We start from the raw sequence: 21,819 nt of genomic DNA on the forward strand, positions 1-21,819 counted from the left end.
TCACTTCAGCAGGCTGACGCCACTTTCGGCGTCAAACAAGTGGCTGCGTTGCATTTGCACATGGAACACGTGCGCTTGCCCACGCGTCTTATCTTGCAGACCTTGCAGCTGGTCTGCGGGAACCCGTGCACTGAGCGCGTAATCACCCACATTGAAATGCACGAACACTTCGCTGCCCATGTGCTCTATGAAGCGCAGCGTGCCCTGTACCGGAATGCTGTCGCCTTCCGGTCGCGCACCGGCGGATATGTGCTCCGGGCGCAGTCCCAGCTTCACCGCTCCGTTACGACTTTCAAATTGCGCTGCTTTCTCTGCAGGCAATGTCAGCGTCTGGTCGCCCAGTTGTACGGCCAATGTATCGCCCTGCGCAGCCATCTGCGCTTCGAGAATGTTCATTTCCGGGGAGCCAATGAAACTGGCAACAAACGCATTGGCTGGCTTGTCATACAGCGCAGTGGGCGTGTCCACCTGCTGGATCACACCGTCTTTCAATACACAGATACGCTCGCCCATGGTCATGGCTTCAACCTGATCGTGCGTCACATAGACCACGGTGGCTGGCTGTCCCGATTCGCGCAGTGTGCGGTGCAACTCGGTCAGGCGCACGCGCATGGCCGCGCGCAGTTTGGCGTCCAGGTTGGAGAGTGGCTCGTCAAACAAAAACACTTCAGGCTTCTTGACAATGGCGCGGCCGACCGCAACGCGTTGGGCCTGTCCACCACTCAGTTGCTTGGGGTAACGCTCGAGCAAATGCTCCATCTCCAACAAGCTCGCAGCATGGTTTACGCGCTGCGTCACCTGGGCTTTCGACACACCCGCCAACCGCAAGCCAAAGGCGAGGTTATCGAACACTGTCATATGCGGGTACAGCGCGTAGTTCTGAAACACCATCGCGATGCCACGCGCCTTGGGTGCGAGCTTGTTGACGACCTTGTCGCCAATGAACATCTCACCGCCGGAGATGCTTTCCAGGCCAGCAATCATGCGCAACAACGTGCTCTTGGCGCAACCCGAGGGGCCGACGAACACCATGAACTCACCATCGCGCACTTCCAGGTCGACTCCATGCACGGCCTTGAAGCCGTTGGGGTAAACCTTTTCAATCTTCTTCAGTTGCAAACGTGCCACTGTTGTCTCCGTATCTCTTTTATAGGAGGCTGGTACTTTTGTACCTAGCCTTTGACGCCGCTGGAAGTAGCCCCCTCAATGAAGTGACGCTGCGCGGCAAAAAACACTGCGACCGACGGGATCAGCGCGACCACCGAGATCGCAATCACATTGGCCCATTCCACTTCCTCGGTCGCCCCAATACTCATCTTCAAGGCCAGCGACACCGGGTATTTCTCGACGGAGGCCAGGTAGATCAACGGCCCCATGAAGTCGTTCATGGTCCAGATGAACTGGAACACGATCACCGAAATGATGGCGGGCTTGAGCAGCGGCACGATGATGTGCCATAGCAATTGCAGCGCATTGCAGCCGTCAATCTGAGCCGCCTCTTCCATATCGCGCGGAATGCCACGCAGAAACTGCACCAGCATGAAGATGAAGAAAGTGTCCGTCGCAAACGCCGACGGTACGATCAGCGGCAAATACGAATCGAGCCAGCCCAGTTCGCGAAACACCAGGTATTGCGGCAGGCGCAACACAATCAGTGGCAGCATCATCGTGCCGACCATGATGGAGAACAACAGCTTCTTGCCCCAGAACTCAAAACGCGCAAACGCATAGGCCACCAGGACGCAGGAAATCACCGTAACGATGATGCGCGGGATGGTGATCAGGAAGCTGTTCAGGAAGTAGGTGGCAAAGGTGTATTCGGTACTGGTTTTCCAGCCTTTGGCGTAGGCGCTGAAATCGAAACGGCTAGGCCAGAAACCGGCCTCCGTGAAGATTTCGTTGTTGCTCTTAAATGATGCGCCAACCAGCCAGATCAGCGGGTAAAGCATCACCAGCGCAACCAGCCCGAGCGCGACGTAGCGCAGCCAGGGTCGGCCCTGACCATGGTCCATGGCCTGCGTATCTGCGGCACTCATTTGCGTTGCTCTTTCTCACCGGCGTAGAAAACCCAGTACTTGGAGCTCCAAAAACTGATGGCGCTCAAAGTGCCCACCAGCGCAAACAACACCCAGGACAAGGCCGCGCCATAGCCGAGGTTGAAGAAGCGGAAGCTCTGGTCATAGATATACAACGCCAGCACATAGGTGGAACTAAGGGGCCCGCCCTCGGTAATCATGTAGGGGCCGTTGAATTCCTGGAAGGCCTGCACCATCTGCATGATCATGTTGAAGAAGATCACCGGCGTGATCAAGGGCACGGTGATGCGCCAGAATTGCTGCATCTTGCTGGCGCCGTCGATTTCGGCAGCTTCATAGAGAGAGACCGGAACGTTCTGCAAGGCCGCCAGAAAAATCACCATCGCCGAGCCGAACTGCCAGGTGAACAGCAGCACGATGGTCCACATGGAATAGTGTTCATCCGCCAGCCACGCAATCGGCTCCAGCCCCACTTGCGTCATCAACAAGTTCACCAAACCATGCTTGGCAAAGATGAAACGCCACAGAACGGCTACCGCAATCGAGCCACCCAGAATGGATGGCAAATAGAAGGCCGCGCGGAAGAAGTTGATGCCGCGCAGACGAAAGTTCAGCACATGGGCAATGAACAGCGCAAACCCCACGCGCAGGGGCACTGCCAGCACCGCAAACAGCAAGGTCACGCCCAGCGATTTGCGAAACAGCGGGTCCGCCGTCGCCAGTTCCTTGTAGTTTTCCAGGCCAACGAACTGCGGTGGATCGATCAGGTCGTACTGCGTGAAGCTGAGCGCAAAGCTCATCACGAAAGGGAATAGCTTGAACAGCAACACGCCCAGCACAAACGGCAGCACGAACAGAAAGCCGAGTCGCTTGTTCTCGTACATCGCAAAGAACCCGAGTTAGAAAGTGCCGAGACTAGCGCGCCAACCAGCCACCGTCCACGGCCACGGTGTAACCGTTGACGTAGTCCGATGCCTTGGACGCCAGAAAAACGATGGGGCCAGCCAGGTCAGCAGGCAACCCCCAGCGCGCAGCCGGAATGCGCTCCAGGATTGCGGCATTACGCGCATCGTCTGAGCGCAGCGCAGCGGTGTTGTCCGTTGCCATATACCCGGGCGCAATGGCGTTGACATTGATGCCGTGCTTGGCCCATTCGTTGGCCAGCGCACGGGTAATGCCCATCACACCGCTCTTGGACGCTGTGTAGGAAGGAACCCGCACGCCACCCTGGAAAGACAGCATGGAGGCGATGTTGATGATCTTGCCACCGCTGCCCTGAGCGATAAAGCGCTTGGCCACCTTTTGCGAAAAGAAGAACACGGTTTTCAGGTTCAGATCGGTGACGTCGTCCCAGTCTTTTTCACTGAAGTTGATGGCGTCTTCGCGCCGAATGATGCCCGCGTTATTGACCAGAATGTCGATCTTGCCAGTCAGTTTCAGTGCCTCATCGATCAGGCCGTCCAGGCTGCTGACGTCAGACAGGTTGGCACGCAGATCCAGAAATTTGCGACCCAGGGATTCGACCTGTTTTTTGGTGTCTTCGGGCGCACTGACATTGACGCCCACGATGTCGGCGCCCGCCTGGGCCAGCGCCAGTGCCATACCTTGGCCCAAACCAGTGTTGCACCCGGATACGATGGCCACGCGGCCACTCAATTGGAAGTTGTCGAGAATCATGCTGGCCTTGTCGCTTGTTGATGGGTGGCGGTGGTTGCTTAGCGCAGGGTGGTCATGGGCACGTGGTCCATGTCCTTGAAGACCTGGTTTTCGCCAACCATGCCCCAAATGAAGGTGTAGGCCTGTGTACCTACGCCGGAGTGGATGGACCAGCTGGGGCTGATGACAGCCTGCTCGTTGCGCACCACCAAATGGCGGGTTTGTGTGGGTTCACCGCACATGTGGAACACGGCTGCGTCGGCCTTCATGTCAAAGTAGAAATAGACCTCCATGCGCCGGTCATGCGTGTGGCAAGGCATGGTGTTCCACAGACTGCCCGGCTCCAGTTGGGTCATGCCCATCAACAGCTGACACGTTGGCAACACATCGGGAACCAGGAATTTGTAGATGGTGCGGCGGTTGCTTGTTTCCGGCGAGCCCAGCGTTTCCGGCGAAGCTTCGGCCAGCGTTACCTTGCGATGCGGGTACGCGGTGTGGGCCGGGGCGCAGTTGAAATACAACTTGGCAGGCGCATCGGCGCTGACGCTCTTGAATTCCAGCGCTTTTGCGCCTTGGCCGACGTAGAGGGCCTCGCGCGGGCCGACATCAAAGGTCACGCCATCGACCACCACGGTGGCAGCACCGCCGATATTGATCAAGCCCAACTCGCGGCGCTGAAGAAAGAAGTCGGTTCCGGTGTGCTTGCCCAACTCGGGCGCAAAACTGACGGTTTTGGCCACCGGCATGATGCCGCCGACGATGATGCGGTCGATCTGGCTGTAGGTCAGCGTTGCAACGTCCGGCTGAAACAAGTCTTCGACCAGAAAATGGCGGCGCAGGCCTTCGGTGTCCAGAGTGCGGGCGTGGTCGCTGTGAATGGGTTGGCGGATGTCCATGGGTTCTCCTGATCCTGTTTTCCAGATGCGGAACGCCGGCGGAAGCCAGCGTCCTTTTTAAAGCCTAACGTATGTGAACTAGATATTGAAATACTGGTTTCTACTTAGTGAACCACTGTTTCAAAAACAATTCATGCTGGTATAGTAACACCAAAACGCGGTTCCGGGCACGTTTGACTTGATGGTTGATCAGCCCGGTCTTCCGGATCGTATTCACCGCGCAAATATTTGCGCATGAGGGCCAACACTATGCATTTCTTCGAAGGCGGCAACGCCCCCTGGACCGAACTGGGCGACGGTATCCGCCGCAAGATTGTCGGTCACACCTCACAGCTAATGTCGGTGCTGGTCGAGTTCGACAAAGGTGCAATTGGAACGCCGCATTCGCATGAAGTGCACGACCAGATCGCCCATGTGATCGCTGGCTCTTTCACCGCCACGATTGGTGGCGTCGAGCGCACGTTGCGCGTGGGTGACGCCTTCGTCGCACCCCACGGCACCATGCACGGCGTCGTTGCACTGGAAGACAAGAGCCAGTTATTGGACCAATTTTCACCCCCCCGCGAGGACTACCTAGTGCCCTGACGGCCTTGGCGTTCGCCTTTTCCCTACCTGCAAACAAAAAGACCCCAGGAGACAAAACCATGAACAAATCTTTCCCCGCCACCCGGCCGATGCTGACAAAGATCAGCCAAGCCGTTTGCCTGCTGGCAGCCGCCAGCGGCGCCTATGCCCAAACAGCTGCGCCTGCAGACAAAGAGCTTAATACGGTGGTAGTCACCGGTGTGCGCGCCTCGTTGGAGAGCGCACTGAACGCCAAACGTAATGACAACGGCATCGTCGATGTCATCAAGGCCGAGGACATGGGCAAGTTCCCGGACACCAACCTGGCCGAATCGCTGCAACGCATTCCCGGTGTGGTGATCGACCGTGACGCTGGCGAAGGTCGCTCGATCACTGTGCGCGGCCTGGGTCAGGATTTCACCCGCGTGCGCATCAACGGCATCGAAGCGCTGGCAACCACTGGCGGCACCGACAGCTCCGGCGGCGCCAACCGCGGCCGCGGCTTCGACTTCAACGTATTTGCGTCGGAACTGTTCAACACCATCACGGTGCGCAAGAGCTCTTCCGCTGATGTCGAAGAAGGTTCGCTTGGCGCAACGGTGGATCTGCAGACCACGCGCCCATTCGATCGCAAGGGCTTCAACGCCATGGTGTCGGTAAAGGAAGGCTTCAACGACCTGTCGAAAACCACCAGCCCACGCGCTGCTTTCTTGCTATCCAACACCAATGATGCAGGCACCTTCGGCGGGCTGATCTCCGGTGCGTTCTCCAAGCGCAGCCTGTTTGAAGAAGGCTTCAGCACCGTGCGTTGGGACAATGGCCCATCGTCCGGCGGCTGGTGCGCGCCCACTGGCGTGACAGCCAACCCGACAACCTCGACCGCAACCACCTGTGGCCCAGCAGCCCAAGGCGTGCCGCGCCTGGCCGGCACACCGGAAAACCAGGCTGCCTATGCAGCGGCCAGCGATGCGAACAACTTCCACCCACGCCTGCCGCGCTACGGCCGCCTGACCCACAACCAGGACCGCGTCGGCCTGACAGGCTCGCTGCAATTGAAGCCCGCGGAAGGCACAACACTGACGCTGGACTTGATGTATTCCAAGCTGAACGCGACACGCCAGGAAGATTTCCTGGAAGCGATCTCGTTCAGCCGTACTGCAGCCCAGGGTGGCAAGCCGCAGACCAGTGTGGTCAGCGCCAGCTACGCACCCAACGGCGCGCTGCAGCAGGCGGTCTACAACGGTGTCGATATCCGCGCCGAGTCGCGCTATGACGAGCTCTCCACCACCTTCATCCAGCCGACGTTTACGCTGGACTCCAAGCTGACTGACACCGTCAAGCTGACAGCCCGCATCGGCAGCGCCAAGTCGGTTTTCGACAATCCCGTACAGACCACGACCACGCTGGACGCACTGAACGTCAACGGCTACGCGATTGACTTCCGCGCCAATGACCGCATGCCGGTGATCACCTATCCGTTCAACGTCACCGACCCGAATGGTGCGCTGAAGCTTGTAGGCGTGCCCGTCGCAACGTCCGGCACCCAAGCGGCCACCGTACCCAACACCACAACCAGCGAAATCCGCATTCGTCCACAAGGTGCAACCAATCGCAATGACCTGACCAGCTTCGATCTCGCATGGGATGCTGCCGAAGGCCTGACCGTCAAGGGCGGTTTGGACTTCAAACGCTACACGTTTGACACGTTTGAGTTCCGCCGCGTCAACCAGAATGACACGATTTTCCCGCCGTCGGCTGGCGCTGGAAATCTGACGACGATGCTGACTGGCTTTGGTAATGGCATGAACCTGCCAGCGGGCACACCAACCGCGTGGGTGATCCCGAATCTGAATGCGATTGCGTCGGCCTACGACATCTATTGCAACTGCATCAAGAGCGGCCCGGCGGGCGGCCCCGGCGACTTTACGCTGTCGTCCACCACAAACGGCAACGCACGCGGTAACAACCGCTCTGTTGTCGAGACTGACAAGGGCGCCTGGCTGATGGCGGACTTTGACACTGCGTTGGGCGGCACACCAGTGCGCGGCAATTTTGGCGTACGTTATGTCCGGACCACGCAGGCTGCCACCGGCTACCAGGCGAACGCTGGCGGCACCGAGGTCACTGTCAGCCAGACGTACGACGATGTGTTGCCCGCGTTCAACCTGGCTGCCAACCTCAGCCAGGACGTTATCGTGCGCGTTGCGGCGGCCAGCGTGATGTCTCGACCAATGCTGGGCAACCTGAATCCAGGCGGCACGATCAGTACCACCGGTACCCTGTCCATCACCAGCGGCAACCCGTTGTTGCAACCCTACCGCGCCAAAACGCTGGACACCAGCTTTGAGTGGTACTTCCAGAAGAACGCGTTCCTCGGTCTGGGTCTGTTCACCAAGGACATCTCGACCTACATCCAGAGCCTGCGCACCAACGTGCCGTACAAGGAGACTGGCCTGCCGATGTCTCTGTTGCCAGCCAACTTCACTGGCGACGAAGTATTCCAGGTCACCACGCCGATTAACACCAATGGCGGCAAGCTGAAGGGTCTGGAACTGAACTACCAGCAACCGTTCACTTTCCTGACCGGCTTTGGCCGCAATTTTGGCGTGCTGTTGAACTACACCGTAGTGGAATCCAAGATCGACTACCTGGTTTCTCCGACCAGCACCACCGTCATTACCGACGACTTGCTGAACCTGTCGCCACGTGCCTGGAACGCGACGCTGTACTACGACGACGGTATTTGGAGTGGTCGCCTGTCGGCATCCTCACGCAGCGACTTCCTGACCCGCGTACCTGGCCAGAACAACAATGATGTGGAAGGCAAAGCCGCTTCGCTGAACGTGGATATGTCCGTGTCCTACAAGTGGAACAAGAACCTGGACATCACACTGGAAGGCGTCAACTTGCTTAACACGCCCAACGACCAGTTCATCAGCCGGGCGCGCAACAGCTCGGTGGTTTACAACGTGACGGGACGCGAGTTCCTGATCGGAGCACGCTACAAGTTCTGATGAACCCAGGCCCTTGTGGCCTGACGCAAAAAAGGGCGGCCCAGGCCGCCCTTTTCTTTTGGTGTTCTTCTATTTAGTCTGCGCGAAACAGGGCTGCCAGCCCCGCTAGCCCGGGAACAGCGCGCGCAGCATCAGTGACCATGCGGCTGAACAGTGCGGCGCCTTTGGCGCCCAGATGTGTACGGTCAAATGTGGACTTGACGGGTGCGACGGTTTCGGTGGCCGTGCTCGACACGGGCATCGGATTTTGCGAAGGCGGCGGCTCCGTGGCCAATGTATCGGCCTCGACCTGCCCCATGGCCTGTACGGCTTGGTAGCTCAGCGTATTCAAATCGATCAAAGCAACGCCTTCTTTTTTAGCAACGGCGCGCATGGATTCGACCCACGGCAACAAGTCGTTTTGCAGTTGATCGTCCTTGAAGGTGCGCCGCGTCAGTGGTGTCACCAGTACGGGCGTCGCGCCCAGTTGCCGGACATCCTGCACATAGCGGGCTAGATTGACCGGGTACTCGGTTTGCAAATCGGTGGAGCGTCCCGGCTTGCCGGGTTGGTCGTTGTGGCCAAACTGGATCAACACCCATGTCGGTACGGAGGGCTGCAGCCGTTGTAGCGCAGCATCCCACAGCCCTTCGGCCCGAAAGCTGCCGCTGCTGCGACCGTTCTTTGCAAGGTTCAGACACTCCACGCCTGGCAGCAAGCGCTGGCACAGCGCATCGCCATAGCCGTTGCGGGTCGCCATCGTTGAGTCACCAATCAGCAGGACGCGGGCTCTCGGAGAGGTCGTGGTTTGGGCCATGGTGGCAGCTGCAGTCAGCAGCAAGGCGGGGAGTGTGAGTCGGAGTTTCATGAAGGCAATAAATCCTGCATGGCGGTCAACGGAATAATCGCGCCGGGGTGTTGGATCACGCGCGCCGCGAGGCGGTTGCCAAATGCTGCGGCCACATCGGGCGACGCGCCTTGGAGGCGTTGGCTCAGATAGCCAGCAGCGAATGAATCACCCGCAGCGGTGGTATCCACCACTTGCGATACGGCTACGGTTGGCACGCGAGTCCACGCTCCGTCCGCCCGCACCAGCGTCTCGCTGGCGCCGCGCTTGATCACCAACTCGGGGGCCGAAAGCGCCTGGGCATCAACCAACGCCGTATCCATGTTTTTATATCCAAACAGCGCCTGGTGGTCATCCGCGGTGATCAGCAGTGTGTGCGCCAATGCAAAAGCCTCTGTAAATGCATTGCGCGCTATATCGATGTCAGGCCACAGACGCGGCCGGTAATTGTTGTCAAACACCACCAGCGCACCGCGCGCGCGCAGGCCTTTAGCCAGCGCAAACACGCGGGCCCGCCCTTCAGGCGGCAGGATCGCCAGGCTGATACCTGAAAAGTAAAGCGCGTCCCACTCGGCACTGCGTTGCTCCAGCTGCGTGACGTCCGTGTCGAAATAGGCGCGCGCAGCACTGTGCTCGCGCCAGAAACTGAAATGCCGCTCACCGTGCGCATCGACCGCAATCTGGTAAAGCCCGGGCATGCGCCCTGCAATATGGCGAACCAGGCCAAGCTCCAGTCCGTCTTGCGCCCAGCGCTGCTGCAGTTGCTGGCTCAAAGCGTCGTCACCCAGCGCCGTGGCATAACTGACCTTGAAATCAGTCCCGCCACAACGCGCCAAATAGACGGCTGTATTGAAGGTGTCTCCGCCGTAAGCCTGCTGCATCGCGCCCAGCGCGGTACCGGACAGTTCCAGCATGCATTCGCCTAGTAGCGCTATATTTTTTGGTTTTTTCAAGGTCGGATTGATTTTTTGAAACAATGTTTCATTGTACTATCTAGCCATCGAAAAAGGGCTCAAAATGGCATCCATTGTTTCCGTCACCACCCAACTTTTTGTGATCCCGCTGCCTGAAGTAATGGCAGACGCCAAGCATGGCGATCACTACCATTTCGAACTGGTCACGGCCACGATCAAGTTGTCAGATGGCAGCGAAGGCGTGGGCTACACCTATACCGGCGGCAAGGGCGGCCACGCGATCCGCGCGATGATCCAGCACGACTTGGCGCCAGTGCTGATCGGTCGTGATGGCAGCGACATTGCTGCGATCAACGACTTCATGGAATGGCATGTGCACTATGTCGGGCGCGGCGGCGTTGCCGCATTTGCAACTTCGGCAGTCGATATCGCGTTGTGGGACATCCGCTGCAAACAATTGGGCAAACCACTGTGGCAAGTGGCAGGCGGTGCCAGCAATGCCTGCAAGGCCTACTGCGGCGGCATTGACCTGGCCTTCCCTATCCCAAAGCTGCTGTCCAACATGCGCGGCTACCTGGCCAGCGGTGCCAATGCCGTCAAGATCAAGGTGGGCCAGCCTACGTTGGAACAGGATGTGGAGCGGGTGCGCGCGGTGCGTGAATGCATTGGCCCGGATGTGGCCTTCATGGTGGATGCCAATTATTCGCTGACGGTGGACCAGTCCATTGCGATGTCCAACGCCTTCAAGCCCTATGACATCCTGTGGTTCGAAGAGCCCACATTGCCCGACGATTACCGCGCCTACGGGCAAATCGCCGACGCGACCGACATACCGCTGGCCGCTGGCGAAAACCTGCGCACGCTGCAGGACTTCCGCTACGCGATGGAGTTTTCCAAGCTGTCCTTCATTCAACCTGATGCGTCCAACTGCGGCGGCATTTCGGGCTGGCTGGCGGTGGCCGAGATGGCTAAAACTGCGAGCATTCCGGTCTGCTCACATGGCATGCAGGAGCTGCATGTCAGCTTGGTCGCGTCGCAGCCGCATGGAGGCTGGCTGGAGTTGCACAGTTTCCCGATCGATCAATACACCACGCGCCCCGTGGGTCTGGTGAATCACCTGGCCGTAGCGCCCGATGCGCCCGGTACCGGCGTGACATTCGACTGGCAGAAACTGGCGCCGCACCGTATCGCTGATGCTTGAGTCTTTGCCTGGTTGGCTGAGTCCGGCGCAATGCTTTGGCTACGTGGCCTTTGGGCTGGGCGTTGCATCTTTTGCGCAGAAGGATGACCGACGCTTCAAGCTCTTCATGACCGGCGAGTGCATCGCTTATGTGGTGCACTTTGTTTTGCTGGGCGTACCCACCGCTGCGGCCAGTTCGCTGGTGTCCGTGGCGCGCTCGGTCACATCGCTTTACAGCCGCAGTGGCTGGTTTGCTGCAGCGTTTGTGGCGCTGAACATTGCGTTGGGTTTGCAATTTGCCACCACTTGGTGGAGCTGGTTCCCCTTGCTGGCTTCCTGCATTGGCACGCTGGCGCTGTTTTTGTTGGAAGGCGTTCGGATGCGATTGGTCATGCTGCTGGGCACACTGCTGTGGTTGGCCAACAATATCCTCAGCGGCTCTATCGGCGGGACCGCACTGGAGCTGGTGATCGCCATTACCAACAGCTACACGATCTACAGGATGCTGCCTGCGCGGCCTTGACCTTGTCGTCATCAAGGTTGTTGCATTTTTTAAATTGCACACAATTTAATTGCTGACTACAATTCAACCCATGGCCTCCAAATCCATCCCCGCAAACACTGCCCTGCTGCTGGACAACCAGCTGTGCTTCGCGCTGTATTCGACCTCGCAGGCGATGACGCAGATGTACAAGCCGCTGCTGGAAGCGCTGGACCTCACCTATCCGCAATACTTGGTGATGCTGTTGCTGTGGGAGCAGGACGGGCAAACGGTGTCTGCGCTCGGCGAGCGCTTGTACCTGGACTCGGGCACTTTGACGCCGCTACTCAAGCGCCTAGAGGCGAAAGGCGTGTTGCTGCGTCAACGCGCAGCGACTGATGAGCGCCGGGTCGAAATATTTCTGACACAACAAGGTCGTCAACTCAAGACCCGCGCCGCCAAAATTCCAGCGTGTGTGCTTGAGGCTGCTGCTTGCCCGCTGCCGGAACTGATGGCACTGACCCAACAACTGCAGGCTTTGCGCCAACGACTGCAAACCTGACGCATTTACCCTGTCTTACATTTTTAACCCGCTTGCGAAGCAAGCATCAACCTGAAGGAAATCACCATGGCCCAGCTCGAAAAAGTTCTCTACACCGCACGCGCCCACACCACCGGAGGCCGTGACGGCGCATCCAAGACCGATGACGGCCGCCTGGACGTCACACTGTCTTCGCCCGGCACCGCCGGCACCGGCACCAACCCGGAACAACTGTTCGCGGCTGGTTACTCCGCTTGCTTCATCGGCGCGATGAAGGCCGTTGCTGGCAAGATGAAGGTGACGTTGCCCGCTGATCTGTCCATCGACGCAGAAGTCGATCTGGGCCCGATCCCGAACGCCTATGGCATCGCTGCACGCCTGAACATCAGCCTGCCCGGCATGGACCGCGAAGCTGCGCAGAACCTGGTCAACGCAGCGCACCAAGTCTGCCCCTACTCCAACGCGACCCGCGGCAACATTGACGTGACCATCACCATCGTCTAAACCCGCATCGGTCTGTCACCCAAGCGGCCAGGTTTCCTTGTGGAGCCTGGCCGTTTCCTTTATGGTGCGGGCATGCACACCACAGATTTCCAGGTCCGCAAAGACCAGCTCACCACCACCCGCATCCAGACCACCGAAGCGCACACCCTCGCAGAAGGCCAGGTACGCATCCACATTGCACGCTTTGCGCTGACTTCCAACAACATCACCTACGCGGCGTTTGGCGACGCGATGAATTACTGGCGCTTTTTTCCCATCGATGGCGTGGAAGAACCTGGCTGGGGCCGCATCCCAGTGTGGGGCTTTGGCACTGTGAGTGAATCGCGCCACGCTGACGTTCCCGTCGGCGAGCGCCTCTATGGTTATTTCCCGATGGCGTCATCGGTAGTGTTGACACCAGGCAAGGTAACGTCCTTGTCGTTCATGGACACCGCACCCCACCGCGCCGAACTGCACGCGGTCTATAACCAGTACACACGCACTGCTACGGATCCTTTCTACACCGCCGACACTGAGGATGCACAAGCGCTGCTGCGCCCGCTGTTCATCACATCTTGGCTGATCGATGACTTTCTGGCCGACAACGCCTGGTTCCGCGCGGCGGCCCATCCTGGCCAGCGCGCCATAATGCTGCTGTCCAGCGCCTCCAGCAAGACCGCCTATGGCACGGCCTTCCAGATGGCGCAGCGCGAGGGCATTGAGGTTGTAGGGCTCACATCGGTCGGCAACGTCGCCTTTTGCGAAAGCCTGGGTTGTTACCACCGCGTACTCACCTACGAACAACTGGACCAGATAGCCGTAGATGCGCCCTGCATTTATGTGGACTTTGCAGGCAACGCGGCATTTCGCAAGACTTTGCACACCCACTGCAAGGGCTTGGTGCACAGCAGCTCCATTGGCGGCACGCATGTGACTGCACTGGGCGGTGGACGTGATCTGCCCGGCCCCAAGCCCACGCTGTTTTTTGCCCCAGCCCAGATCAAGAAGCGGAGTATGGAGTGGAGCCCACAGGGTCTGAACCAGCGATTGGTAAAGGCCTGGCAGGCCTTCATTGCCAAGGTCGCCAACCCACAACAGCCATGGCTCGAGGTGCAGCACCACACAGGCGCGGAGGCCGTACAGGCTGCCTATGCACAGGTGCTCGCAGGTCGCGGCGACCCGCGGCTGGGCCATATGCTGTCGCTCGCATGAGACTCGCCCTGCTGTCGGACATACACGGCAACCTCCACGCACTGGAGGCCTGCCTTGCGCACGCCCGCGCGCGGCAGGCGCAGCGCTTTGCCTTTTTGGGTGACTTGGTGGGCTATGGTGCCGATCCGGCAGCGGTAGTGGAGCGCATCATGTTGATGACCGAAGAGGGCGCGCTGGTCATCAAAGGCAACCATGATGCGATGGCCGTGAACCCGCCGGCCGAAATCAAGACCGTTGGCGATAGCACCGCTGGCTGGACGCACCAGCAGCTCACACCTCAGCACCTGCAGTGGCTGGACAGCCTGCCGATGACCGAGCATCTGGAGTCCATATTGCTGGTCCATGCCAGCGCTGATGGGCCCGAGCGGTGGCATTACGTGTACGACGGGCGTTCGGCCACTGCCAGTCTGGATGCAGCGTCGGAATGGACCGGCGTGCGCTATGTGTTTGGGGGCCATGTGCATGAGCAAAGCCTGTACTACCGTGGCTTCGACAAACTGCTGATGAAGTTCAGCCCGGAACCGGGCGTGACGATACCAGTGCCCAAGCACCGGCAATGGTTGTGCACCGTGGGCTCGGCGGGGCAGCCACGCGATGGGCGACCCGACAGCATGTATGCGATGTTTGATACCGAGCGTGCGCAACTGACATTTCACCGCGTGCCGTACGACTATTCCGCCGCTGCCAGGGCGATTCGGGCAGCGGGTCTGCCCGAATACTTTGCCGAGCGGCTGGAGCGTGGCCGATGAAGTTAATGGAACCCGGCACCGTGCTCGATGGTTTCACCATCGAAGACTGCATCCATTCCGGCGGCATGGCACATATCTACCAGGTGCACTACGCCGACAGTGCGCGCAGTCCAGGCTTCCCAATGGCAATGAAGGTGCCGCGCATGACGGCCGGCGATGGCGCGGAAAACATCGTCGGCTTTGAGGTGGAAAGCCAGATCATGCAGGTGCTGACGGGCAAGCACGTGCCACGCTTTGTGGCCGTGGGCGATCTGGCGCGCGTGCCCTATCTGGTGATGGAATATGTGCAGGGGCACACGCTGCAACACTGGCTGGACCAGCGCGCGGATCTGAGTTTCGATTCCATCGTGCAGTTGGGCATCGCGATGGCCCGTGCAGCGCATGCACTGCACCAGCAAAACGCAGTGCATCTGGATTTGAAGCCAGCTAACGTACTGATCCGCGATGACGGCAGCGCCGTGCTGCTGGACTTTGGCCTGTCACACCACGCGCACTACCCCGACTTGCTGGCCGAGCAACTGCGCAAGGCGGTGGGCTCACCGGCCTGGATTGCGCCGGAACAGGTGGTCGGTGTGCGCGGCGATCCGCGCAGCGACATCTTTGCCATCGGCGTGATGCTGTACGAGTTGTGCACCGGCGAATTGCCATTTGGCGATCCACAAACCGAAGCGGGTTTGCGCCAGCGCCTGTGGATGGACCCCAAGCCGCCGCGCCAATTGCGCATCGACATGCCGCCCTGGTTGCAGGAAGTGGTGATGCGCTGCCTGGAGCCGGAGGCGGCACGGCGCTACGCGTCTGGCGCACATCTGGCGTTCGATCTGGCCCATCCCACGCAGGTGCACGTGACCGACCGCGGTACGCGCAGCCAGGGCACCAGCTTCACCACGCACTTCAAGCGCTGGATCAGGGCAGCGGGCATGCACTACCAGCCCAGCCCCATGGCATCGCAACAGATTGATGAAGTGCCCATCGTCATGGTGGCCGTGCCGCACAAGGATGTGTCGGACTCCACGCTGTACTCGCTGCGCCAAGCCGTCGCGCGCAGCCTGGGCAATCGGCCCGGCGCCCGCCTCGCGGTGGTGACCGTGGTGTCGTCCAGCGCCACCAGTAGCACGGACGATGCAACCAGTGAGACCAGCGTACAACGCCGCTTTCTGATCGCGCTGCGCCAATGGGCGCAGCCGCTGGACCGGCCCGGGCAACAGGTCTCGTACCACGTGCTCGAATCCAGCGATGTGGCCCAGGCATTGCTGGATTACGCGCATGGCAACAACGTCAGCGTGATCGTGATGGGCGCCGCCACCCATGGCCTGAAAACCCAGCGTTTTGTGGCCACGGTGCCCATCAAAGTGGCGATGGATGCGCCCTGCACCGTGATTCTGGTCAAGCAGGCGCTGCCGTTTGCCCACCTGGGCGGCAGTGGCTCCGCATCTGCTGCCAGCGGCTATTCAGACTCTGGCACCGATACCCCATCCCAATACGGAGATGATTTAGGGCCTTTGGGATAGGGCGAAACATGGCGACAATCACGCCATCATTGTTTCTATCGCGGAGTTCCCATGAAAGGTCATTTCGGTGCTGTTGTTCTGATCGCGGTTGGCGTGTTCTGGCTGCTCAACAATCTGGGCCTGATCAACGTCAGCCTGGCTGAGTTGTTCCGCGTCTGGTGGCCAGTCATCCTGATCGTACTGGGCGTGGGCATGTTCTTCACGCCCAACAAAACCAACAGCGAACAGAAAAAGGACTGAATGCCCCATGCCTTTGAATCGCTGACGCCCGACCTGGTACTGGACGCGCTGGAAAGCGTGGGTCTGCGTGGCGATGGCCGCCTGATGGCGCTGTCCTCCTACGAGAACCGCGTCTACCAGGTGCAACTGGAAGACGGCACGGCCGTCGTCGCCAAGTTCTACCGACCCGAGCGCTGGAGCGATGCGCAGATTCAAGAAGAGCACGACTTTGCTGCGGAGCTGATGGCGTATGAGGTTCCTGCGATCGGACCATTGAATCTGCAAGGCAAGACACTGCATCACTTCGGTGATTTCGCGTTTGCAGTCAGTCCGAGGCGCGGCGGGCGCCCGCCCGAGCTGGACGATGGCGAAGTACTGGAATGGATAGGCCGTTTTCTCGCGCGCATCCACACCGTGGGCGCGCGCAAGCCCTTCGCCACCCGCCCGGCGATCAACGTACAAACCTTTGCCATCGAGCCCAAGGAATGGCTGCTAGCGAACGACATGGTGCCGCTGGATGTGCAAGCGGCGTGGACACGCACCTGCGAATCTGCTATTGAATTAATAGCTGCTCACGCCTCTATTTCGGGCGTTGCGGGCAAAAATAGCAGTGAATCCGACGGTATTCGCGTACTGCGCCTGCATGGCGACTGCCACCCCGGCAACATCCTGTGGACACCTGCCGACGCCAAACCGGAGTTGGGCCCTGGCCCCCATTTCGTCGATCTGGACGATGCCCGCACGGGCCCGGCCGTGCAGGACCTGTGGATGCTGCTCAGTGGCGATCGCAGCCAGCGCACGCGCCAGTTGGGCGCGCTGGTCGATGGGTACGAGCAGTTCCGCGAGTTTGATCGCAGCGAGCTGGCGTTGATCGAACCCTTGCGCACGCTGCGCCTGATCCACTACAGCGCCTGGCTGGCGCGCCGCTGGAGTGACCCCACCTTCCCCGCCAACTTCCCGTGGTTTGGCTCCAGCGATTACTGGCAGGGCCAGGTGCAGATGCTGGAAGAGCAGCTGGAAGCGATGCAGGAAGACCCGTTGGTGGTGTAGTACCCCTATAGGTCTTTCAAGCCAACGCCAGCAAGACCAGGCAAACCACCGTAACAAGAACGCTCAGAATTTCAGCGCCCGTCATGGAACGGAATCGGCGGATGAGCAGCGTCAGCAATGGGTACAGCAAGATGCCACCCACCCAGAGATGGAGTGGCTTGAGGCACACATTGACCAGCCCCCACCACCAGACCAGCTGCGCGAAGAAACCCCAGAACTCTGCGCGCGATGTGTGGCTGTGCACGTTGACAGCGCGCCGCCAGCCGCGCGCCACGGTTTGCCCCCAGGTGAGGTCCTCGGCATCCAGAAGTCGGTGCAGTGCATGGAGCGCCCATATTCCAATGCCCATGGGACCAATCACGACCACGTAAAGCACGAGCCCCGTGATGAACGGCGAGTCGTAGCCCGATCCGCCGGTTACCCCTGCCCAATCCATACCCAACGCAAGCAAACCACCCAGGCTCACCAGCGTTCCAACACCCACAATGACTTCCGGGATGCCCGCACGCAGCAATGCGCGACCCACGCCAAACAGCGCCAGCCCTATCAAACTAGCCTCGAGAAATAACTTCAGCTTTTCGCCCGCAACGGCCCAGCCTTCATTCGGACTCCAGGTCCACTTTTGCGCGACGGGCGCATCCAGGGGCCGTTGCGCGGGCTTCCAGCGTCGGCCCACCTCCTGTTGTGATACCTGATACCGCTTGCGCCAATCGCCACTTTGTTGTGCCACTTTCGCCAGGGCCACTTCCAGATGGTTCAGCCGATTGCGATTGTCAAACGCGTGCGAAAGGATTTGCGGCTGTTCGCCGCCCTGTTGCGCAGCGGCCATCAGCGCCGGGAGTCGCTCTTTCCAATACGTTCCTACAGGCGCTGTCTCGCAAAACATCGGGCGTGTTTCCGATCCTGGATCGAGCATGGAGACCTCATCCGCCTTGATGTTGCCCTCTGGTGGCGGCACCTCATCCCAGTTGCAGGTGAAAGAAAGGCCGCCCCGACCGGTACCCGCTTCACCACCCCAAACCATGTCAGGTCTATGGATGGGAAGCGGCAGTTTGCTCTTGTTGACCAAGCGCAATGCCAGCATGAAATAGGTTTGGCCCGAAGCGGATTCCGCCGCCCAAAGACCGGGGGCAAGCGGCCGCATGGAACGGTAGACGAACGTAAAGTAAGGTGCCGGGCCTTCTGTGTCAGCCCAATGTATTCCCAGCCCTTTATTGAAAACCGCCTGCCATGCTGAAACAAACTCCGTATCAGTAACAGCCGGTCGACTTTTGCCCCGTGCAATGGCCGCATCAACGCTGTCTTTCGGCGCCTGCACGGCAGCCACCCCGCCAAGCTGCTCCAAATAGCCATGCAACAACTCCCGCCGCAGGGCCTCAACATCGTCGTTGGGTGCGCCGGTATCTTTGAGCATGCGCACCAGAAAATAGGCTTGCACCGGGTTCACCCCCAATGCACTTTGGCGCAGCGCCGTGGAAAAAGAGTCTTGCGAGGCTGACTTGGCTGCCAATACCCCGCCCTGAAGCAGCAACAAGCAAACCAAACCTGTGAAAACGCGGCGGATCATCTTTGTAAAGCTCCCTGATGAATAGCTCTGGCTGCTGGGGATTCTCGCGCAACAAGCGAAGGCAAAGTTTTGTAAGCGCCGGTAACTCTGTGGGACACAGCACATATGAGAAGGTCTAATTCACCTATTCTTGTGGCTGACCCGTGCAACACCCACAGTTTCAACACAGGGCAAAGAAGGACCACCCATGACAAGCATCGGCGATTATGTAAGAGGGCAAGCCAGACGTTCTTCGCTGGCCGCGCACTTTACGATGGCTGACTACTACGAAAGAGCCGCTACGCACCAACGCGAAGCCTTGCGCCTGTTTCAGCTGGGTGATTCTCAGCAGGCCGAATTGCATTGCAGCATTGCGCGCAAGCATGCCCAGGCTGCGATTGATCTGTACCCGGTCTTTGCCCAAAACGAATCCGTCTACTAGCCATGGACGCCACCACCCCTTCGAGCCGCACGCAAGCGGATCTCTCCGCGTTGACCATGGAATTGAATGGGTTGCGGGATTTGCTGGTTACGCTCTCGTTGCAACTCACCGACATACAGTTTGAAGCAGACCCTGCCCTGCGGGCTCAGGCCGTAGCGCGGACCGATGAATTGCTGAAAGCCTGCCAATCCAAGCTTGCGTAGTGCATCCACACTATCGGTTTTTTGCCTGCGCCAAATTTTGCCGGACGAACAGCACTAGGCTTACCACCACAACCCCGGCCAGCAGATACTGCAGCGGCAGGTTCTCCGCAAAATCCAGTTCTTCGCTCAACAGGTGGTACACCGCCACGACCTGCAAAACAGCCACCGTACGCAGTGGCCAACGATTGGGCCGCAACCAGCTCTCTGGCACACGTTGCCACAGCAAGTGGCCCAGCATGCCGGACAACAAGCCCAGAGCCATTCCCACAGCGACATCCCCCGGCCAGTGCGCGCCCACCGCGATCCGCGATACACCCGTCCCCAAGGCCAACACCAGAAGCCAGAGGTGACGCCAACGGCGACCCGCGGAGATGGCCAGGAAGATGCCGGTGGCCACTGCAAAAGCCGTCAGCGTATGGCCCGAAGGCATGGAGACGTTGTGCAGGTATTCACCGATCACACGCATCTGCGTGTTGTCCACGACCGCAGCGGGCCTCGGGCTTTCAATGAAAAACTTGCCGCTGCGTGCAAACAAAACGGCGAAGGGCGCTGCGCACAACCAGCCCCATAGCAGGCGCGGCGACCACACGATCAGTGGAGCCGTGATGCCCAATATGCCCCAACCGTTGCCCAGCAATGACAGGCCCGTCCAGACAATGGCCGGAAGCGGTGCGCAGAAGTGGTTAATGGCAATGAACTGTTGCGGCTCCCACCAGTGCAGCCACAGCGGAGCCGTCAATGCAAACAGCACAGGCGGCAGCAGCCACCAGCCCCAATGAAAACCAGTCGGTTGCTTCATTCAGCAACACCTTTCAAGCGCGGCAATGGGTCACCGGACCACCCGCGGCAGGCGTAAAAACGGAAGGTAGACAAGTTGTATCCCCAATGCATCACCGGCAGAGTATCCAGCAACTTGCAGCTCGCAAAGCCATGCGCGCCCAACGGCATCTCATAGGCCATTTGCGACCAGTCGACCAGCAGAGTGTCGGCCCCCCTTGGCAAATCACCGGCCCATAAATCAAACTGATCAAACCGGTCTTCCAACACATGCACGGGCAATGGCCGGGCGTACCAACCGATGCGACTGGCCAGTGTCCAGTTCTGTACGCCCACACTGCCCAGTTTCTCCTGCACAACCAGCTCTTTTGCGCGTGCACCTGCGGCGTTCCATCCGTGCAAATCGGCAAACGGATTGGGTCCTTCCGCCAGTTTGGGGAATGCGGCAATCAAGGCCCCGCCGCCGCTCACCATCAGTCCGAGCAAAACCATGCAGATCAGCGCCTGGAAGGCCACTGCAACGCGCACGCCCCAGCGCACCGCGTCCTGTGTGGCACGCGCCAGCGCGATGCCAGCCAGCGGCGACAAGGCGACCCAGGCCGGTGCGGTCCAGTGCGGCAGACTGGAGCCACCTCCGGACAACACCGTCAACACCACAAACGGAATCACAAAAAAGAACATCAGCGTGCGGCCCGCTGCGCGCTCTTTGACCTCTCGCCAGCCCCACCACAACAGCGGCCCAAACACCAGTGCCTGCACCGCCAGAAACTGCAACACATTGCTAAACCGCCAGACGCTGCCGGCCCCATGCTGCGCCTGGTAGGCAAACGAGATCCAGTGGTTCTGCTGGTTCCAGATGGCCACAGGCAACACCATCACCACCGCGACAAATAGTGCCAGCCAGGCACCCGGCATGCGCAGCAGGCGCACACCATGCACCCACAACAAACATGCAGCGACACTGAACGCGGTGAAGATGGCCGTGTACTTGCTCAGGCCAGCCAAACCCAACAACACGCCGAGTACCGACCAATCCACAAGGCGCGGTACCGGCGGACTCATCATCGACAGGGTCTGCCGCATCAACACAATCCCAAAGAACATCAGCAGGGTGTCTGGCAGCAAGCCTATGCCCAACACATGCAGCAATGGCACCATGAACAGCGTCACCACGGTCCACAAGCCCGCGCGTTGTGCGTCGACATCTTTCACCAGTTGCATCGCAACGTTGCGCGCTACCAGCACCGTGCCCAGCCACAGCAAAGCGGGCAAACCCCGCAGCACAGCGGTTGAAGCGTCCAGCGCCACCAGCGGCCACTGCACCCAGCCCACCAGTGGCGGGTGATCGAAATAACTCAGTGCGGGGTGTAACGCGTACAGCGCGTAGTGCGCCTCGTCGACTGACAGTCCCATGGCGGCACCCAAGGCCAGGTGCAATAGCACGCCAGCGACTAGCAGCAGGCGGACGTTCCAGGGCATGGAGAAAAGGAATCGCAAAACAGTGGGCGGTGAGTGGACAGAG

At 59.6% G+C, this 21,819-nt stretch carries 23 protein-coding genes; 13 read left to right on the plus strand and 10 right to left on the minus strand.

The annotated features are described in order from the left end of the window. Genes AC1DV6_RS02755 through kduI form a run of 5 tightly spaced genes read right to left on the minus strand, consistent with a single transcriptional unit; the run spans position 1 to position 4,588 of the window. Positions 1-1,128, minus strand: coding sequence for an ABC transporter ATP-binding protein (locus AC1DV6_RS02755; RefSeq protein WP_477974867.1), 1,128 nt, complete (start codon positions 1,126-1,128; stop codon positions 1-3). A gap of 44 nt (positions 1,129-1,172) precedes the next feature. Beyond that, on the minus strand, positions 1,173-2,036 hold the full coding sequence (locus AC1DV6_RS02760) for a carbohydrate ABC transporter permease (RefSeq protein ID WP_477974869.1): 864 nt from the start codon (positions 2,034-2,036) through the stop codon (positions 1,173-1,175). Beyond that, positions 2,033-2,920 carry a carbohydrate ABC transporter permease gene (locus tag AC1DV6_RS02765; protein ID WP_477974871.1) on the minus strand — a complete coding sequence of 296 codons (888 nt, stop codon included), beginning with the start codon at positions 2,918-2,920 and terminating at the stop codon, positions 2,033-2,035. Before AC1DV6_RS02765 ends, AC1DV6_RS02760 begins: the two co-directional genes overlap by 4 nt. 31 nt (positions 2,921-2,951) lie before the next feature. After that, positions 2,952-3,713: a 2-dehydro-3-deoxy-D-gluconate 5-dehydrogenase KduD gene (gene kduD, locus AC1DV6_RS02770; protein ID WP_477974873.1), complete on the minus strand. Its 762-nt coding sequence runs from the start codon at positions 3,711-3,713 to the stop codon at positions 2,952-2,954. Positions 3,714-3,751: 38 nt separating this feature from the next. Then, positions 3,752-4,588 (minus strand): 5-dehydro-4-deoxy-D-glucuronate isomerase, encoded by an 837-nt coding sequence (gene kduI, locus AC1DV6_RS02775; RefSeq protein ID WP_477974875.1) that lies wholly within the window; start codon positions 4,586-4,588, stop codon positions 3,752-3,754. Positions 4,589-4,822: 234 nt separating this feature from the next. Between kduI and AC1DV6_RS02780 the strand changes: the two genes are divergently transcribed. Further along, positions 4,823-5,173 (plus strand): cupin domain-containing protein, encoded by a 351-nt coding sequence (locus tag AC1DV6_RS02780; protein ID WP_477974876.1) that lies wholly within the window; start codon positions 4,823-4,825, stop codon positions 5,171-5,173. Positions 5,174-5,232: 59 nt separating this feature from the next. Continuing rightward, positions 5,233-8,166, plus strand: coding sequence for a TonB-dependent receptor (locus tag AC1DV6_RS02785; RefSeq protein ID WP_477974878.1), 2,934 nt, complete (start codon positions 5,233-5,235; stop codon positions 8,164-8,166). A gap of 73 nt (positions 8,167-8,239) precedes the next feature. Here the strand turns inward: AC1DV6_RS02785 and AC1DV6_RS02790 are convergent, their stop codons facing one another. Next, on the minus strand, positions 8,240-9,013 hold the full coding sequence (locus AC1DV6_RS02790) for a rhamnogalacturonan acetylesterase (RefSeq protein ID WP_477974880.1): 774 nt from the start codon (positions 9,011-9,013) through the stop codon (positions 8,240-8,242). Beyond that, complete coding sequence (locus AC1DV6_RS02795; RefSeq protein ID WP_477974882.1) at positions 9,010-9,969, minus strand: sugar kinase; 960 nt, start codon at positions 9,967-9,969, stop codon at positions 9,010-9,012. Before AC1DV6_RS02795 ends, AC1DV6_RS02790 begins: the two co-directional genes overlap by 4 nt. A gap of 40 nt (positions 9,970-10,009) precedes the next feature. On the opposite strand from AC1DV6_RS02795, the gene AC1DV6_RS02800 reads away from it, so the two are divergent. The 9 genes from AC1DV6_RS02800 (at position 10,010) to AC1DV6_RS02840 (ending at position 17,329) form a co-directional block, all read left to right on the plus strand. Then, the gene (locus AC1DV6_RS02800) at positions 10,010-11,107 is read left to right on the plus strand and encodes a mandelate racemase/muconate lactonizing enzyme family protein (protein ID WP_477974884.1); all 1,098 of its coding nucleotides are present in this window, start codon (positions 10,010-10,012) and stop codon (positions 11,105-11,107) included. Beyond that, positions 11,100-11,609 (plus strand): YgjV family protein, encoded by a 510-nt coding sequence (locus tag AC1DV6_RS02805; protein WP_477974885.1) that lies wholly within the window; start codon positions 11,100-11,102, stop codon positions 11,607-11,609. Before AC1DV6_RS02800 ends, AC1DV6_RS02805 begins: the two co-directional genes overlap by 8 nt. A 70-nt stretch (positions 11,610-11,679) precedes the next feature. Next, positions 11,680-12,129: a MarR family winged helix-turn-helix transcriptional regulator gene (locus AC1DV6_RS02810; RefSeq protein ID WP_477974887.1), complete on the plus strand. Its 450-nt coding sequence runs from the start codon at positions 11,680-11,682 to the stop codon at positions 12,127-12,129. 66 nt (positions 12,130-12,195) lie between these two features. Beyond that, positions 12,196-12,612 (plus strand): organic hydroperoxide resistance protein, encoded by a 417-nt coding sequence (locus AC1DV6_RS02815; RefSeq protein ID WP_477974889.1) that lies wholly within the window; start codon positions 12,196-12,198, stop codon positions 12,610-12,612. 72 nt (positions 12,613-12,684) lie between these two features. Further along, on the plus strand, positions 12,685-13,803 hold the full coding sequence (locus AC1DV6_RS02820; protein ID WP_477974891.1) for a DUF2855 family protein: 1,119 nt from the start codon (positions 12,685-12,687) through the stop codon (positions 13,801-13,803). Next, a complete protein-coding gene (locus AC1DV6_RS02825) occupies positions 13,800-14,552 on the plus strand; it encodes a metallophosphoesterase family protein (RefSeq protein ID WP_477974892.1) in 753 nt (250 codons plus the stop codon). The genes AC1DV6_RS02820 and AC1DV6_RS02825 overlap by 4 nt, the downstream gene beginning before the upstream one ends. Continuing rightward, on the plus strand, positions 14,549-16,060 hold the full coding sequence (locus AC1DV6_RS02830) for a serine/threonine protein kinase (protein ID WP_477974894.1): 1,512 nt from the start codon (positions 14,549-14,551) through the stop codon (positions 16,058-16,060). Before AC1DV6_RS02825 ends, AC1DV6_RS02830 begins: the two co-directional genes overlap by 4 nt. 51 nt (positions 16,061-16,111) lie before the next feature. Then, positions 16,112-16,300, plus strand: coding sequence for a LiaI-LiaF-like domain-containing protein (locus AC1DV6_RS02835; RefSeq protein ID WP_477974895.1), 189 nt, complete (start codon positions 16,112-16,114; stop codon positions 16,298-16,300). Then, the gene (locus tag AC1DV6_RS02840; RefSeq protein WP_477974897.1) at positions 16,301-17,329 is read left to right on the plus strand and encodes a serine/threonine protein kinase; all 1,029 of its coding nucleotides are present in this window, start codon (positions 16,301-16,303) and stop codon (positions 17,327-17,329) included. 16 nt (positions 17,330-17,345) lie between these two features. On the opposite strand, the gene AC1DV6_RS02845 is transcribed toward AC1DV6_RS02840, so the two are convergent. After that, on the minus strand, positions 17,346-18,896 hold the full coding sequence (locus AC1DV6_RS02845) for a hypothetical protein (protein ID WP_477974899.1): 1,551 nt from the start codon (positions 18,894-18,896) through the stop codon (positions 17,346-17,348). A gap of 187 nt (positions 18,897-19,083) precedes the next feature. On the opposite strand from AC1DV6_RS02845, the gene AC1DV6_RS02850 reads away from it, so the two are divergent. Further along, the gene (locus tag AC1DV6_RS02850; protein WP_477974901.1) at positions 19,084-19,317 is read left to right on the plus strand and encodes a hypothetical protein; all 234 of its coding nucleotides are present in this window, start codon (positions 19,084-19,086) and stop codon (positions 19,315-19,317) included. A 2-nt stretch (positions 19,318-19,319) separates the two neighbouring features. Continuing rightward, entirely contained in the window at positions 19,320-19,520 is a 201-nt protein-coding gene (locus AC1DV6_RS02855; protein WP_477974903.1) for a hypothetical protein, read from the plus strand. A gap of 10 nt (positions 19,521-19,530) precedes the next feature. Here the strand turns inward: AC1DV6_RS02855 and AC1DV6_RS02860 are convergent, their stop codons facing one another. Beyond that, positions 19,531-20,319, minus strand: a complete 789-nt coding sequence (locus AC1DV6_RS02860) for a phosphatase PAP2 family protein (protein ID WP_477974905.1) — start codon at positions 20,317-20,319, stop codon at positions 19,531-19,533. Next, positions 20,316-21,776 carry a glycosyltransferase family 39 protein gene (locus AC1DV6_RS02865; protein ID WP_477974907.1) on the minus strand — a complete coding sequence of 487 codons (1,461 nt, stop codon included), beginning with the start codon at positions 21,774-21,776 and terminating at the stop codon, positions 20,316-20,318. The genes AC1DV6_RS02860 and AC1DV6_RS02865 overlap by 4 nt, the downstream gene beginning before the upstream one ends. Positions 21,777-21,819 lie beyond the last annotated feature (43 nt).

The organism is Rhodoferax sp. P2_H8_2 (assembly GCF_056403235.1).